13 protein-coding genes are annotated in these 17,132 nt (G+C 27.8%); 10 read left to right on the top strand and 3 right to left on the bottom strand.

The annotated features are described in order from the left end of the window. Positions 1 to 228 precede the first annotated feature (228 nt). From ACH5BK_RS12690 to ACH5BK_RS12680, 3 genes are read left to right on the top strand one after another with little or no spacing between them, the layout of a single operon-like run. Positions 229 to 1,713, top strand: a complete 1,485-nt coding sequence (locus ACH5BK_RS12690) for a hypothetical protein (RefSeq protein WP_404307983.1) — start codon at positions 229 to 231, stop codon at positions 1,711 to 1,713. Then, positions 1,710 to 2,960, top strand: coding sequence for a hypothetical protein (locus ACH5BK_RS12685; RefSeq protein ID WP_404307981.1), 1,251 nt, complete (start codon positions 1,710 to 1,712; stop codon positions 2,958 to 2,960). The genes ACH5BK_RS12690 and ACH5BK_RS12685 overlap by 4 nt, the downstream gene beginning before the upstream one ends. Then, positions 2,960 to 3,622: a hypothetical protein gene (locus ACH5BK_RS12680; RefSeq protein ID WP_404307980.1), complete on the top strand. Its 663-nt coding sequence runs from the start codon at positions 2,960 to 2,962 to the stop codon at positions 3,620 to 3,622. The genes ACH5BK_RS12685 and ACH5BK_RS12680 overlap by 1 nt, the downstream gene beginning before the upstream one ends. A gap of 159 nt (positions 3,623 to 3,781) precedes the next feature. Here the strand turns inward: ACH5BK_RS12680 and ACH5BK_RS12675 are convergent, their stop codons facing one another. Genes ACH5BK_RS12675 through ACH5BK_RS12665 form a run of 3 tightly spaced genes read right to left on the bottom strand, consistent with a single transcriptional unit; the run spans position 3,782 to position 6,684 of the window. Next, the gene (locus ACH5BK_RS12675; RefSeq protein ID WP_404307978.1) at positions 3,782 to 5,065 is read right to left on the bottom strand and encodes a TRAP transporter large permease; all 1,284 of its coding nucleotides are present in this window, start codon (positions 5,063 to 5,065) and stop codon (positions 3,782 to 3,784) included. Continuing rightward, the gene (locus ACH5BK_RS12670; RefSeq protein WP_404307976.1) at positions 5,065 to 5,682 is read right to left on the bottom strand and encodes a TRAP transporter small permease; all 618 of its coding nucleotides are present in this window, start codon (positions 5,680 to 5,682) and stop codon (positions 5,065 to 5,067) included. The genes ACH5BK_RS12675 and ACH5BK_RS12670 overlap by 1 nt, the downstream gene beginning before the upstream one ends. A gap of 6 nt (positions 5,683 to 5,688) precedes the next feature. Continuing rightward, entirely contained in the window at positions 5,689 to 6,684 is a 996-nt protein-coding gene (locus ACH5BK_RS12665) for a TRAP transporter substrate-binding protein (RefSeq protein ID WP_404307973.1), read from the bottom strand. 362 nt (positions 6,685 to 7,046) lie between these two features. On the opposite strand from ACH5BK_RS12665, the gene gltB reads away from it, so the two are divergent. The 7 genes from gltB to ACH5BK_RS12630 are packed head-to-tail and all read left to right on the top strand — an operon-like array spanning position 7,047 to position 17,132. After that, the gene (gltB, locus tag ACH5BK_RS12660) at positions 7,047 to 11,483 is read left to right on the top strand and encodes a glutamate synthase large subunit (protein WP_404307971.1); all 4,437 of its coding nucleotides are present in this window, start codon (positions 7,047 to 7,049) and stop codon (positions 11,481 to 11,483) included. Between the two features lies 1 nt (position 11,484). After that, positions 11,485 to 12,858, top strand: coding sequence for a glutamate synthase subunit beta (locus ACH5BK_RS12655; protein ID WP_404307969.1), 1,374 nt, complete (start codon positions 11,485 to 11,487; stop codon positions 12,856 to 12,858). Then, on the top strand, positions 12,858 to 13,613 hold the full coding sequence (locus ACH5BK_RS12650) for an inositol monophosphatase family protein (RefSeq protein ID WP_404307967.1): 756 nt from the start codon (positions 12,858 to 12,860) through the stop codon (positions 13,611 to 13,613). Before ACH5BK_RS12655 ends, ACH5BK_RS12650 begins: the two co-directional genes overlap by 1 nt. A gap of 37 nt (positions 13,614 to 13,650) precedes the next feature. Next, the gene (locus ACH5BK_RS12645; RefSeq protein WP_404307965.1) at positions 13,651 to 13,905 is read left to right on the top strand and encodes a YfhL family 4Fe-4S dicluster ferredoxin; all 255 of its coding nucleotides are present in this window, start codon (positions 13,651 to 13,653) and stop codon (positions 13,903 to 13,905) included. Beyond that, positions 13,905 to 15,374: a Ppx/GppA family phosphatase gene (locus ACH5BK_RS12640; protein WP_404307963.1), complete on the top strand. Its 1,470-nt coding sequence runs from the start codon at positions 13,905 to 13,907 to the stop codon at positions 15,372 to 15,374. Before ACH5BK_RS12645 ends, ACH5BK_RS12640 begins: the two co-directional genes overlap by 1 nt. Then, positions 15,374 to 16,282, top strand: a complete 909-nt coding sequence (locus tag ACH5BK_RS12635; protein WP_404307961.1) for a lipid A biosynthesis lauroyl acyltransferase — start codon at positions 15,374 to 15,376, stop codon at positions 16,280 to 16,282. Before ACH5BK_RS12640 ends, ACH5BK_RS12635 begins: the two co-directional genes overlap by 1 nt. After that, entirely contained in the window at positions 16,257 to 17,132 is an 876-nt protein-coding gene (locus tag ACH5BK_RS12630; protein ID WP_404307959.1) for an ELM1/GtrOC1 family putative glycosyltransferase, read from the top strand. Before ACH5BK_RS12635 ends, ACH5BK_RS12630 begins: the two co-directional genes overlap by 26 nt.

The following is a 17,132-nucleotide window of genomic DNA, read 5'->3' as shown; positions in this document are numbered from 1 at the left end:
AATTAATCCTTAATACGAGAACAGACCCAAAAGATAAAATATTTGCATGTATAGAAATGTTTTATAACTTTAAAAGAAGACATAGTTTTTATAAGTCCAAATGAATTTGAGAAGAGCTATAATAAATTTGTTATTCAATTTAAGGCTTAATTGAATAAAAAAGTGTCTACATACTTGGCATTCCACACTATTTATAATAGCTGTTTTACTAATAAAGGATTTATTACTATGATATTTAATCTATTTAAAAAGAAAACATTTAATATCAATTGTATTTATTTAAAGGATAAGACTAAACACAAGCATTTAGTAAAAGAATTCGATAAAGTTTTTGATGCAAAAAATTTTCTTCGATATACAATTGAAGAGAAACTAAAAGAACTTTGTCCTCAAACAAAAACTTATATAGACTTAGAAGATTTATATTTTAAATCAAGAAAATATTTCTATAAAATAGAAAATGATGATTTTAGTGAAGATGACTATGTAAAGCAGATTGTTCCAAGGGTTTATAAGCAATTCTTGGAAAGAACTATAGATGGAGAATTTAAAAAATTCAAAAGTGAAAAAGAAACAATTATATTTGAAAATATTAAAAACTGTGAAATCTTAGAAGTAAATAAACTAGGTGAGGAAATAGGAATTGTTTACCTAAAAGATAACACAAAAAAGTTTTTAAATATTGAACCCGTTTATCATATAAGTTCTATGTATGGAATAGCAACTTTTTTTAAAATAGATAGTAAACCCTTAGATGCAAGAGTTATGAAAACTACTTATAATGAAGATACAATATTTGAAGAAGATTTCATACAAACTACTCACGATATATTAACTGATATAAAACAAATAGTAAATATATTTCATTTATCAAGCAATCATGATTCATATTATAGAGATGATATAATTGAAATTATCTATAAAAATAATAAAAACACCACAAATTCATATAGATTATCTTTTATTAAAGATGAAGATTCAGAGATAAAACTTGATATTAAAAGATATGAGAATATTTTTTCTTTTAAAACAAGAGTTTTAGATGACAAAGATAAAACAGAATTAAACTATTCCTATGATAAAAAATTTTTTAGCCCGACAATTGAATATAACTATTTTGAAGAAGTTTATGATGAATCAAAAGACCTTGAAAACTTATCTCCTCAAATAACAAGAAGAAGAATTGGAGATTATTATTTAGATTATCCTTGTACAACATTTGGTAAAAAAATCTATTTTACAAAAGAAGATACTGGAGGAATATTAGCTTATAATATATCATACTCACACCTTTTAAATCCTCTTTCTTTACCAAGCAAAGAAATTTATAACTACTTAAATGAAGAAGAAAAAGATAAGCTTCAGCACTTTTTAGCAATTGCCCAACTATATTTAAATGATGTGTATGTAAATAGAGTTTTTGATAATATTTTTACAATAGATAGTTTTATTAATCCAAAAGAAAATGAAAGAATAGAAAAGTTAGAAAAAATACTTAAAAATTGTGATTGGATAGAAAGGTGGTATTATAGTAATGCAGAGCAAGGTCATCCTTATCCTACTAAAGCAGTTGTTATTTATCATAAAGAACATGATAAAAGTAAAAACTTTATACTATTTAATGAAAACGACTGGATAAGCTTTAAATATACAGTTCAATACAATAATAATGTAAAAGATGAAGTAGAAGAGCTATTAAAGGATGTTAGATGAAGAAATTAAAATATAATATTTCTTTTTTACTAATATTTCTATATGCAAGTGTAATAAACCTTAATGCATCAGAAGAAGTAAAAATTGATAAAGAGTTTAAAAAATATGTTCCAAAAGAGTTTCACTACAAATGTGATGGTTTGGGTGACTTATGTAAAAAGTTTTACATAGGATATAATCTATTTCATATTCAAGGAAGAACAAAACAAAGTTTAAGCTATTTACTTGAATCATATAAAAACAATATATCTTCAATACTTAAAAATGATTGGGATGCAAGAGATAATTATCTTACTGATACTATATCTAGACTTTACGGAAGACTTGGTGACAAAAAAAACCAAATTAAATATATAAAACTTTCAATAAAAGCAGGGGAAGAGCGAAATATTTGTTATCTAGGAAGAGAATATGATAAGCTAGATATGCTAAAAGAAGCTTATGAGCTTTTTAAAGAAGGCTCTTCTAAAAACTATACTGAATGTTTTACGGATTATGGTATGTACCTTTTTAATGGACGATATGTGAAAAAAGATAAAGAATTAGCAGGTAAATATTGGAAAAAAGCTTATTGGGACGATAGTTATAATGATATTACAAACTATAATATGGCTGTTTATTATGCATATAAGAAGAATGATTTAATGTATAAATATCATTTGTTAAAAGCATCGCTTTTAGGAGATAATGAAGCTAAATCTTATTTAAAAAATCCATATATAAAAAGTATAAGTACAACAAGACTTTTTTTAGAAGAAGCATTGGGAAGTAAATATAGAGATATTTCAAAGGTAAAAAATTTAGAATTTTCAAATAGTTTTGATCTATATTATAGGCTAAAAGAAATGTTTAATAAAAAAAGCCCACTTTATAGTAAATGGGAAGAAGATTATGAGTATAGCAAAAAAAGATGGGATGAAAATGAGTCAAATGTAGTTAAATTTTATAGAGATCTAAGTTCATTAATTTTTGAAGATAAAAAGCTGATACTAGAAACAACTTTAAATAATCACTTTAAACAAAGAAAAATGATAGTGGATATGAAACTTTTATATAAGGTTTTACTAGTTGATTTAAGTGAAGCTAAGGAGTTTAAAAAATTTTATACTGTAACAGTTGGCTTATTAGCAAAAAATGAAAGTTTTGAATTTAAAAATCAAATCACACAATATAATTATAAGTTTTACTGGTATGCAAAATTTGATAAAGATAGTGGTAAATTAATAGTTGAGATAGGAATCATTTAATGAGTTCAAAACAAAAAAGAAATCTTTTTATTGGATATGTTTTTTTATTTTCTATTATTATGTGGGGTATATTTTTTAATGATAATGAAAAAGAAAATAATTTCTCAAATGCTTCTCTTTCAAATGAACAAATTAAAATATTATCAAATTCTCTAATTAAACCAATTCAAGGTGATATGCCAATGGACGAATATCTACTAATGAAAGAAGTTTTTGAAAAAGACTTTATTATTAATTTTTTAGATTCATTCAATGAGTTAAGTTTTAATGATAAACAACTTTTATGGGATAGCTTTAAAGAGTTTTATAATAATCAAATAAAGTTAAAAAAACTTTTTGAAAAAGATTTATTTTATAAGTTTATGAGTAAAGATATCTCTTATAAATATCATTTTAAAATTAAAACAGTTAATGAATATAAAATCTTTTTAGAATTAATAAGTAATAATAAACAACAAAAAGTATTTAATGTAGATTATTCAAAAAAAGAAAAAGAATTCTCTTCTAAAACTTTTTCAAAAGATTATATGATCGTATTCTTCCCTTATCTTAATCAAAAATTTTATATTACGATAGATAAAAAGGCAATATTAATTGAAATTTACAATCTTTTAGAAAACTCAGCAAAACACTTAGAAATAATAAAAGAAAACTTAGAATAAAAGATGTGTGAAGTTAGAGTTGGATAACTTAATCTATATGTAGAAACTTTTGATAAATTTTAGGTTTGTGTTTATAGTATTTCTTTTTTTGTGAATTTTTATTAGTATAGTACCCATAAATAGGGCACTAAGCCCATATTTAAGGGATTTATCTATTTATCATCCACCATACATTAGATTAGGTAACCAAAGGGCTACTTCTGGGATATATGTAGTGATTAAAAGTCCTACTAAGATAGTCATTGTCCATGGGAACGCCGCAACAATAACATCTTTTATACTCATTCCTGTAAGTCCTGAAGTTACAAATAGATTTAGACCAACAGGTGGGGATACCATACCAAGCTCCATATTGATAGTAATTACAATACCAAAGTGAATTGGGTCAATTCCAAGTGCTACAGCAACTGGAAGTAATAATGGAACCATAATCATAATAATCGCACTTGGTTCCATAAATGAACCAGCTAAGATTAATAAGATATTTACCATTAATAAGAACATGTATTTATCAACATTTGCTTCAATTAACGCATTTGTAATTCCTTGAGGAATGTTTTCAATTGTTAAGAAGTGAGCAAATAACATAGCATTAGCAATAATAAACATAATCATCGCAGTTGTTTTTGCTGATTCTAAAGCTGTTCCCCAAATTTGTGTTACTTTAATATCTTTATAGATAAATACAGAAACAACAAATGCCCATACACAAGCTACTGCTGCAGCTTCAGTTGGTGTAAAAATACCACCATAGATACCACCAATAACAATAACAATTGTCATTAATCCCCATGCTGCATCTTTCATCTTTTGAAGTCTTACTTTTAAAGGAGCTGGCTCAGTTTTTTCAAATCCAAGTCTTCTTGCACCTATATAAGTTACAACCATCATCATAAGACCAAGCATAATACCTGGCACAACACCAGCCATAAATAACTTACCAATAGAAACTTCTGCAGTTACTCCATATACGATAAGTACAATTGATGGTGGGATTAAGATACCTAATGACCCAGCCGTAGCAATAGTACCAACTGCATATCTTTTAGGATAACCAGCTTGCATAATAGCACCAAACATAATAGAACCAATAGCAACAACTGTTGCAGGTGAACTACCAGAAACAGCAGCAAAAATAATAGATGCAAAAATAGCTGAAATTGGAAGACCACCAGGTAAGTGACCTACACAAGCTTTTGCAAATTCAATAATTCTAGTTGCAGCTGAACCTTTTGAAAGTAAATTACCTGCAAAAATGAACATTGGAATAGCCATAAGCGAGTAATGCTCAACTTTTTCAAACATCATTGCTGAAATTTCAATTGGTGAAATTGACGTAAATAACATTAATGTTGTAAACGTAGCTACACCTAAACAAATTGCGATTGGAGCTCCAAGAATTACAAGGAAGAAAAATATACCAAATAATACACCTACACTCATTATAGCATTCCTCCTGTTTTCTTTTCTACTTCTTTAACCATATCATTTAACTCTTTTACGTGTTTATTTGAATCATCATCATGTTTAACACCTAATTCAGCTAAAACCATTTCAGCTTCACTTTCAGGTACTACTTTATCATGTGGAGTTTTAATAATATGCACTATTTTTTCTGCTACTCTATATGCACCAAATGCAAAAGAAACAGGTATAACTAAATATACAATCCACATAGGCATATCCCATAAATCAATAGATCTTTCATCAAGTTCTGCCACTAGTAATAAATATTCATATCCATAATATGCAACTGCAAGTAAAAAGAAAAATGTTACAATATGAGAAATTAATAACATTGGTTTAGCAATTTTTGTTGGAACAACATCTAATACTACTGTAACAGCAATATGAGCATCTTTTTTGAAGCAATACGCAGCTGCAAAAAAAACACTCCATAAAAATAAAAAGATTGTAAGCTCTGTTGCCCATACTAATGATGCGTCAAATACATATCTTGCTACAACATTAGTAAAAGCAATAGCAACACCGGCTGTAATACCGAATGCTGCTATTGTTTGATTTATAAAGCCTATAAGTTTACTTATAAAACTAAACATAATTTACTACTTTGTAGCAATAGTTTTTTTGATTAAATCTTCACCAATTGTTCTATTAGAGTAGAATTTTGGGTAAATTTTACTAACTTTTTGTCTCCATGCATCTCTTTGCTCAGGAGTTAAAGTATGAATATTTAATTTACCAGTAGTTTTTGCATACTCTTTAATTTTTTCTAATTGAGAATCATTTAATTCTTGTGCGTATTGTCTTTCTTTTGCTGTAGCTTCTTTCATTGCTTGTTTTACATTTGCTTGTAAATCAGATGGTAATGAATTCCAGAATTTTTTTGACATTACAACTAAGTAACCTAAGTATCCGTGATTTGAAATTGTTAAATCTTTTTGTACTTCATGGAATTTTTTTGTATAAATGTTAGAAATTGTATTTTCTTGACCATCAATAACACCTTGTTGTAAACCTGAATAAACCTCTGAGAATGGCATCATTTGAGGATTTGCATCTACTGCATGGAATTGAGCTTCTAATACTTTAGAAGACATAATTCTAAATTTTTGACCTTTTGCATCTTCTGGATTAATTAAAGCTTTTGTAGATGATGATAATTGTTTAAATCCATTATCCCAAAAATCTAATGCTACGATACCTTTAGCTGTTACTTTATCTTTTAAAGCTTGGCCTACTTCACCGTCTTGAACTCTATGTAAGTGATCAATATCTTTGAAAAGGAATGGTAAATCAAATAGTGCTAAGTTTGGAACAATCTTACCAAATTTAGAAAATGAAGGTGCTGCCATTTGAACAGAGTTTAATCTTAATGCTTTTAAAACTGCATTATCTTTATATAACTGTGATGATGGATAAACTTGAACGTCAATTTTACCACCTGATAACTCTTCTAATCTCTTTTCAAAGAAATCTGCTGCTTTACCCTTTGGTGTATTTGGGCTTACTACATGTGAAAACTTTAAAGTATACTCCGCTGCTAATCCTGATGTTGCAACCATTGCTGCTGCAATAGTTCCTAGTACTAATTTTTTCATATCATTTCTCCTTAATTATTTTGATATAAGAAAATTATAGTAAAAACTTATGTCACAATTATGTAAAATCAACAAAAGTTTTAAACTTATTTTAGCTTATTATAAGATATTAATACTATTTATTAAATTTAGTTTAAGTAATACAAATTGTAATACTAAATGTAGTGTTTTCTAAGTCACATAAAAGTTTCATATTAATTTCAAAAAGTTGCTATAGGTACCATGAAATCAATCTTCTATAATATGACAAAAATTAGAAGCCAAAATTAATGACAAGTTTTTTTTAACCATTTTTTAAACAAGATTAGAGTAGTATATTCCACTTTTCTTAGGAATATAAAAGATTAAAACAAAGGAAAATAATGGGTTCTAATTTAGACTTACTAACTTCTTTTAAAGATAACTGTGGTTTTGGTCTTGTTGCTGATATGAAGAACAGACCAAGTCATAAGAATTTAGAAGATGCAATAACTTCGTTAGAAAGAATGATGCACAGAGGTGCAGTAGCAGCTGATGGTAAAACAGGAGATGGTTCTGGTTTACTTTTATCAATGCCAGATCAATTTATGAGAAAAGTAGCTATGCAAAAAGGTATAGATTTACCTGAAAAATATGGTGTAGCTATGATCTTTACAAAAGATTTACAAGATATTGAAACTTTTAAAGAGTTCTGTGAAATAAATGATTTAAAAGTTGTATTAACAAGGGATGTTCCAGTTGACACAGAAGCACTAGGTCAACAAGCACTAGAAACATTACCTTATATTATTCAAGTATTTGTTATTCCAAATACTCTAATGTCATCAAAGAGATTTGATGCAATGCTATATATGACAAGAAAAGAGTGTGAACACAAATTAATAGATAAGAAAGATTTTTATATTCCTACATTCTCATCTAAAGTGATTGCGTATAAAGGTCTTGTAATGCCTACGCATATTAAGCGATTTTATGTTGATTTAAGAGATGATGATTTTAAAATCTCTTTTTCTTTATTTCATCAAAGATTTTCAACAAATACATTACCTCAATGGAGATTAGCACAACCATTTAGGGCTATAGCACACAATGGTGAAATAAATTCTGTTGAAGCAAATAGATTTAATGTAAAAGTTAAGTCAGAAAAAATTAAATCAGAAGTATTTTCTGATGAAGAAATAAAAAGACTTCTACCAATCTTACAAGAAGGTGGTTCAGATTCTGCTTCTTTAGATAATATGTTTGAATTTATGTTAGCAAATGGTGTAGACTTTTTTAAAGCAGCAAGATCATTAGTTCCTGCTCCTTGGCAAAACTCACCACACATGGATGCGGATTTAAGAGCATTTTACGAATATACAGCAACTGCTATGGAAGCATGGGATGGACCTGCTGCTGTATCTTTAACTGATGGTAGACATATTGGATGTTTAATTGATAGAAATGGTTTAAGACCATCAAAATATGTAATTACAAAAGATGATAAATTATATATTACTTCTGAGTATGGAACATTAAAAATTGATGAAGATAATATCAGTGAAAGAGGTAGATTACAATCAGGACAGATGATTGGACTTGATCTTAAACATGGTAAAATATTAAAAGAAGAAGATATAAATGACTATTTAAAATCATCACAGCACTATGCTAAGTGGTTAAATGATGATATGGATTACTTACAAGAATATATTGAAGACTCTTTTTTAAATATAAGTGATTATAAAATAGAAAACTTAGAGAAAAGACAAAAATATTTTAATATTACTTATGAAGCAATTGATCAAATGATAGAGCCAATGGCTAAAGATGGTAAAGAACCAGTTGGTTCAATGGGTGATGACACTCCTTTAGCATGTTTTTCAAAAGTAAATAGAAACTTTACAGACTTTTTTAAACAAAAGTTTGCACAAGTTACAAATCCACCGATTGACCCATATAGAGAAAAAGTTGTAATGTCTTTAGAAACTGGATTTGGTAAGGTTCAAAATATACTAGTTGAAAAACCAGAAGATGCTAAAAGAATTAAAGTAGCAAGTCCTATTTTAATGAAAGAAAAATTTGATGTTTTATTTTCATTTGGTGATGAAAATTCTCCAAGATATGATGAATATTATAAAAACAGAGTATTCTCAACTACATTTAAAAATGATTTAAAAGAAGCATTAAAAAGCTTAGCTTCTTATGTTATAAAAGCAGTAAAAGAAGATGGTATTTCAATAGTTATCTTAGATGATAGAAATATTAGTGAAAACACAAAACTTATTCCTATGGCAATGGCTGTTGGATATGTAAATCAAGTTTTATTAAAAGCAAATGTTAGACATTGTGTTTCAATAGTACCTGTAACAGGTGAAGTATATGATCCGCACATGGCAGCAGTAATGTTAGGTTTTGGTGCTCAAGCAATGTATCCATATATGATGTATGCAACTACTGTAGCATTATATGAAAGAAAAGAAGTATCTAAATATGAGATGCAAAGAGTACTTAAAAATACACAAAAAGCATTAAATGCAGGTCTTTTAAAAATTATGTCAAAAATGGGTATTTCTACAGTTGCTTCATACAGAAATTCATCATTATTTGATGCGATTGGATTATCTGATGAAATTATAGAAGACTGTTTCCCAGATGCTTATTCTGAGTTAGCAGGTCTTGGATATGAAGATATCGAGGAGAGAATTGAAAAATCTCATTTAAATGCTTTCCATGATGATAATCACATGTTCCCACTTGATTTAGGTGGATTCTACAAATATATAAATGGTGGTGAATACCATGATTATGGTCCAGCTACAACAAGAGCTATGCATAATAAATCTGCAACTACAAAAGAAGAGATTACAGACTTTGATGGACTTAAGAAATTAGTTCAAAATAGAGATAAAAAATTTATTAGAGACTTTTTGGAATTTAATTCAGATAGAAAACCTATTTCTATTGATGAAGTTGAATCAAAAGAAGATATCTTTAAAAGATTTGCTTCTGCTGCAATGTCATGTGGTTCTATTTCTCCAGAAGCACATGAAGCATTAGCACAGGCTATGAATACAATTGGTGGATCATCAAACTCAGGTGAGGGTGGAGAAGATCCAGCAAGGTTTAATACTTTAAAAAATTCTAAAATTAAACAAATCGCATCAGGTAGATTTGGTGTAACTCCTGGTTATTTAAGAAGTGCTGAAGAATTACAAATCAAAGTTGCACAAGGTGCAAAACCAGGTGAAGGTGGACAATTACCAGGACATAAAGTAACAAATCTTATTGCTACATTAAGACATACTGTTCCAGGTGTAACTCTTATTTCTCCACCACCACACCATGATATTTATTCTATTGAGGATTTAGCTCAGTTAATTTTTGATTTAAAACAAATCAATCCAATGGCAAAAATAACAGTTAAATTAGTATCTTCTGTAGGTGTAGGAACAATTGCAGCAGGTGTTGCAAAGGCTTATGCTGATAAAATTATTATCTCAGGTGGAGATGGTGGTACAGGTGCTGCTCCATTAACATCTATTAAGCATGCAGGTAACTCTTGGGAAATGGGACTTTCAGAAGCTCATAATGCTTTAAAAGCAAATAATTTAAGATCTTCTGTTCATGTACAAACAGATGGTGGATTAAAAACTGGTTTAGATGTTGTTAAAGCAGCTTTATTAGGTGCTGAATCTTATGCATTTGGTACAGCTGCATTAACACTTCTTGGATGTAAAATTTTAAGAATTTGTCATACAAATAAATGTTCAGTTGGTGTTGCTACGCAAGATGAAGATTTAAGAGGACACTTTACAGGAACTGTAGAAAGACTTATTTCATATTTTACATTTATTGCTCAAGAAGTTAGAGAAATACTTGCAGAACTTGGATATAAAACAATCGAAGAAATTGTTGGTAGATCTGATTTATTAAAAGTAATTGATGATAAATTTGCACAAAAATTTGACTTTCAAAATATTTTAAGAAAAGTTGATGGAATTGATACTTGTCAAAAAGAATCAAATGACCCATTTGATGATAATAAATTTGAGAAAGAATTATTAAAAAAAGTTCATAGAACAATAGAGAATCCAAATACTCCTATAAAAGTTAATACAGAAATTTCTAACTTAAATAGATCATTTGGAGCTCTAATTTCTGGAGAAATTGCTAGATTTTATGGTGATTCTGGATTACCAGAAAACTCAATCAATATTAATCTAAAAGGTATTGCTGGACAATCTTTTGGTGCTTTCCTTTCTAAAGGAATGAGTTTAACACTTGATGGTGCTGCTAATGATTATGTTGGTAAAGGAATGAATGGTGGTAAGATTATAATTAATCCTGCTCATCAAGGTCAAGAGTTTGCAGGTGCTGGTAATACTTGTTTATATGGTGCAACTGGTGGAAAATTATATGTAAGAGCAAGTGTTGGTGAAAGATTTGGTGTTAGAAACTCTGGAACAATAGCTGTAGTTGAGGGTACAGGTGATAATGCTTGTGAATATATGACTGGTGGTATTGTAGTAATCCTTGGAAATACTGGTATTAACTTTGGAGCAGGTATGACAGGTGGTATTTCATTTGTTTATGATCCAGAAAAAGCCTTTGTTGATAAAATGAACCAAGAGTTAATCGAAGCAGTTAGAATAGATACAGATGCAGCAGAAAGAGAAAGATTATATCTGAAAAGATTACTTTTAGATTATGTTCATGAAACTGAAAGTGAAGCAGCACAAAATATTTTAGATAATTTTAGAGCAGAAATTAGAAACTTCTGGATGGTAAAACCAAAAAATATGACTGTATTACCATTAGATCCAGATGAGGGAGATTAAAATGTTAAACTTTACAAAATTTGAAAGAATTAACCCTGAAAAAAGAGATGTACTTCAAAGATTAAAAGATTTTAATGAGATCTATGAAGTGTTTGGAAAGCAAAGAGCAAAAGAACAAGCTGATAGATGTATGCAGTGTGGAGATCCATACTGTCATACAGGATGTCCATTAGGAAATTTTATACCAGCATGGTTAAAGCAAACTGCTACTAAAAATCCTGATTTAGCTTTTGCTTTATCAAATGAAACATCACCTTTTCCTGAGATTTTAGGAAGAATTTGTCCTCAAGATGTACTTTGTGAAGGGGCTTGTTCTTTAAATACAGGTCATGGTGCAATTTCAATTGGTGCTATTGAAACTCATATTAGTGAAAAAGCTTTTGAAAGAGGTTTAAAACCTAAATTTACTGATAAAAAAGTAGATAAAAAAATCGCTGTAGTTGGTTCTGGTCCTTCTGGTATTTCTGCTGCAACTTTTCTTTTAAGAAAAGGTTACCAAGTAGAAATGTTTGAAAGAGAAGATAGAGCTGGTGGTTTACTTATGTATGGAATTCCTGGGTTTAAACTTGATAAAACAACTGTAAATAGAAGAATTAATTGGTTGCTTGAAGCTGGTATGAAACTTCATTTAAATTGTGAAGTTGGAAAAGATGTATCAGTAAAAGAACTTGAAGAAGATTTTGATGCAATCTATCTTGGAACTGGTGCAAAAGATGGTAGATACACTGGAATGGATGGGGAAAAAGAGGCTTCAAATGTTCATTTAGCAATGGATTTTTTAACAGGAATTCAAAAAAGAAATCTAGGTACTGATGTAGAGTTTATAGATGTAAAAGATAAAAATGTAGTTGTAATTGGTGGTGGAGATACTGCAATGGACTGTGTAAGAACATCTGTAAGAGAAAAAGCTAAATCTGTTAAATGTTTATATAGAAGAGATGAAGCTAATATGCCTGGATCTAAAAAAGAAGTTGTAAATGCTAAAGAAGAGGGTGTTGAATATGTGTTTAATGTTTCGCCTAAATCTTTAAAAATTGAAGATGGAAAAGTAAGTGCTGTTGAATTATTAACTACATCTATGTCTGATCCTGATGAGTCAGGAAGACAAAGAGTTGTGTTCAATGAAGGTACTGAATATTTTGAAGAAGCTGATGTAGTAATTCTTGCTTTAGGATTTTCACCAGAGAAACCACAATTCTTAAAAGAATTAAATATTGAAACTAATTCGTGGGGTGGAATAGAAACTACTAATTATCAAACATCAAATAAAAAAGTTTATGCAGGTGGAGATTGTCAAAGAGGTGCTCACCTTGCTGTAACTGCAGCTGTTGATGGTAGAGAAGCTGCAAAAGCCATAATTGAAAAACTTTCATAATGATTGAAAATATTGCAGAAGCTTATAAAGAAGACTTTATAAGTTCTGTAATAAATGCTAACAAAGAACTATACAAATATATACACTTTAATTTAAAACAAACAGATTTAGAATACTCAAATATTATAGGATATGGTGGAGATAATTCTTTAAATATTGATTTATATGCTGAAAATATTTTTATTAAATATTTGAAAAAATTTGGAAATATTTATTCTGAAGAGTGCGGTTTTTTAGATTATAAATCAGACTTTACAATTATTATTGATCCTCTTGATGGAAGTGATAATTTTTATTCAGGTTTAGAGTATTATGGAAGTTCTGTAGCTTTAAAATATAGGGATAAAATTATTGCAGGTTTTGTTTGTAATTTAGCTACAGGTAGTTTAATATATAAAGCATTTAATTATGAATTAAATGAGATAAATTTAGATAAAAAAAATATCATAAATAGTGAAAAATTAAATAAATTTGGTATTTTTGAAAGAGCTTATAAATATCCAAAAATTACATATAAATTATATAAAAATCACATAAAATATCGTTCTTTAGGGGCAGCAGCGGTTTCCTTGGCTTTTGCTAAAAATTATGATTTTGTATTGTTTATGGGTGATATTAGAGAGTTTGATATTGCTGCTTCTTTATATATATGTAACGAACAAAATATTTATAAAAGTAAACATTTTTTACTTATATCTAAAAATATACAAAAAGTTGAGCTGATTAAAGAAATTATAAAGAATAATAGGTTATAACTCCAACATATATTTTAAAACTAGGGATTGGTGTTATATGTCTTTAATTATTACTGATGAATGTATCGCATGTGATGCATGTAGAGATGAGTGTCCAAATTATGCAATCGAAGAAGGAGATCCAATATATTTAATTGACTCTGATAGATGTACTGAATGTGTTGGACACTTTGAGGAACCACAATGTATTGAAGTTTGTCCAGTTGACTGTATTATTATAGATCCAGATAATCAAGAAACAATGGAAGAGTTAAAGTTCAAATATGAACAAATAATGGAAGAAGAAGCCTAATGGCAAAGATTACAACTATTATAGATATTGGGTCAAACTCAATGCGTATGGTTGTATTGGAAAAAAGCAGTAGATTTGCTTTTAACCTAATCAATGAAACAAAAAGTAGAGTAAAAATTTCTGAGGGTTGCTATGAAAATAATGGCAATCTTCAAGAAATACCTATGCAAAGAGCTTATGAGTCACTAAAATCTTTTTTAAATATATCTAAATCATTAAAATCAAGAAAAATTATATGTGTTGCTACTTCGGCTTTAAGAGATGCACCTAATGCAAAAGTTTTTTTAAACAGAATTAAAAATGACTTTGGTTTAAATATCAAAGTAATTGATGGAGAAAAAGAGGCTTTTTATGGAGGTATTGCTGCGTCAAATCTTATTCATGAAGACAATTTTATAACAGTTGATATTGGTGGAGGTTCTACTGAATTTTCATTTGTAAATAATGGTGTTATTTTAAAATCAATTTCATTAAATATTGGAACTGTAAGAATAAAAGAGTTGTTCTTTAATAAAAATGATATTGAAGGTGCAAGAAAATATATTTTAGATAATTTAAAAGAGCTTTTTGATTTAAATATGAATGTTCCTCTAACGGCAGTTGGTATTGGAGGAAGTATTAGATCTTTATCAAAACTTATAATGCAAAAAAATGAATATCCTCTTGATATTTTACATGGTTACAAATATAATGTTGAAAATGAATTTTCTCATTTTGATTTGATAGTAAATGCAAAGACGAATAAAGAACTTAAAAACCTTGGAGTAAAAAAAGATAGATTTGATACTATAAAAGAAGGTACTTTTATTTTTAAAACTATTTTAGAAGAATTAAATATTAAAAAAGTTATAACCTCAGGTGCTGGAGTAAGAGAAGGAGTTTATCTTTGTGACTTACTTAGAAATACTAATAATAAGTTTCCTTCAAACTATAATGTAAGTGTTAGAAGTTTACTTGATAGATTCCAAATTGATCAAAAACAAAGTGCATATTTTGGCTCAAATGCTGGTAAAATTTATGATGTATTAAAACCACTTCATGAGCTTGATGATAAATTTAGACAACTTTTAATAATAGCTTCTAAACTTCATACAATTGGTAGTTCTTTAAACTTCTATAAATCAAATGATAATGCTTTTGACTTTATATTAAATGGTTTAAACTATGACTTTCAACATAGTTCAAGAGTTATAATAGCTCATACTATTAAATATTCTAAAAAATCTTTACCAAATAAAAGTGATTTAGAAAAATTTAGTGAACTTTTACCTAAAACTCACGATATGAAATGGATGTCATTTATGATTGCATTAAATATAGCTGTTAATCAAGATCTATCAAGACCAAATACTCGATATATTTTAAGTGATAACACTTTAAAAATTGAATTAGAAAATAAATCTTTTATGATAGCTTCAAATATTGATAAGTTGGAGTTACCAAAAAATTTAAAATTAGAGTTAGTTTAATGAAAAGTATTATTTATCAGATATTTCTTTTAATTGTTTTTATATTAAGAAAAATGCCAAAGTTCTTAAGAAGAGGATTTTTTAGATTAATAGCAAAAAGTGCTTATTTATTCGCTTCAAATACAAACAATATTATAAAAGCAAATCTTGATTTAGTTTTTGATGGAAAGATAAAAGAAGATGAATTACAGCAAATTCAAAAATATTCTTATTTTAATATGATTTTGTGGGTTCAATCTTTAATTGAAAATTTAGACGTGAGTGATGAAGAACTAAAAAAAACAGTTAAAATAGAAAATGAAGAAATTCTCACTAATTTAAAAAAAGAAAAGAAACCAATTATTTTAATATCAGCACATTTTGGAAATATGGAAATGTTAAGTTGTTATTTGAATAAATTTATAACTCCTATTTATCAAGTAGCAAGAGAGTCTAATTTTAATGAAATGGATAAATTTATAGTAGAAGCAAGGGAAAAATCAGGTGCAAAAATCATTTTTAGATCAGGTGCAGTTAAAAAACTTGTAAAAGCTATGATGAAAAAAGAAGTGGTATCTTTAATAATTGATCAGAATATAAATTCAAAAGATGGTACTGAAGTAAATTTTTTAGGTAAAAAAGCTTATCAAACAAGTACAGCAGCACTTTTAGCAAGAAAATTTGAAGCAAATGTAGTTCCTGTGGCTATTTATAACAAAGATAATTATAATTATACAATAAAGATATATAATCCTATAGAACCAATAAAAACAGATAGTGAAGAAGATGATATTAAAAAAGCTTCACAATTGCATGCTAATGCAATATCTGATATAATACTTTCAGATAAAAAACAATGGTTTTGGCCACATAAAAGATTTAAAAGTCATTATAGAGAGATATATGAAAAGAATATTAATAATAAGTGATGGAAAACCAGGACATCTAAATCAATCAATTGCTTTTTGTAAGATTAAAAATATTAGTTATGATATTTTAGAAGTTAAATTTAAAACAAAATTACATAAAGCTATGTCTTATTTCTTTGATAGAATAAACTATTACACAGATGATTTATTTGAAGAATACAGAAAGTATTATTATGAGTTTTATGATGCTGTTATAAGTACAGGTTCAGGCACTTATTACTTTAATAAGTTTATTAGTAAGAATCAAAATAAAAAATCTATAGTTTTAATGCTTCCAAAAGGTTATAAATTTATTGATTTTGATTATATAATTGCTCAAGAACATGATAATTTTCCTAAATTAGATAATATTTTAGAAATACCTTTAAATTTGTCTTTTCCAAAGCCTAAAAATATTTTACAAAAGGTAGAAGATAAAAAAGCTATTGGGATTATAATTGGGGGAAATAATTCAGTTTTTACTTTAGATACTGATAATTTAAGAAATGAATTAAATCTTATATTTAAAAAACAAAGGGATAGTTTAAAATATATAACAACTAGCGCAAGAACACCTTTTGAAGTAGATGGATTAATAGATGAGTATGATTTTGATTATAAACTTATTTATTCAAGAGAACCTGAAATAAATCCAGTATATGACTTTATAAATGTATGTGATGAATTATATATAACTCAAGACTCAACTTCTATGCTAAGTGAAGCAAGAGCTAATACAAATGCTAAAATAAATATCATAAATTTAAAATCTAAAAAAGAGAATACAAAATACCATAGATTAGTAGAAAAAGTATCTTCTATGGAGAGAAAAGTAGATTTTGAAAAACTATTAGAAAGAGTGGAAATTTAA

The sequence above is a fragment of the Arcobacter sp. YIC-80 genome (assembly GCF_044841725.1).
GTDB lineage: Bacteria > Campylobacterota > Campylobacteria > Campylobacterales > Arcobacteraceae > Arcobacter_B.
Note: the sequence above shows the minus strand (reverse complement) of the source record. Positions and strands in the feature narration are given on the sequence as shown.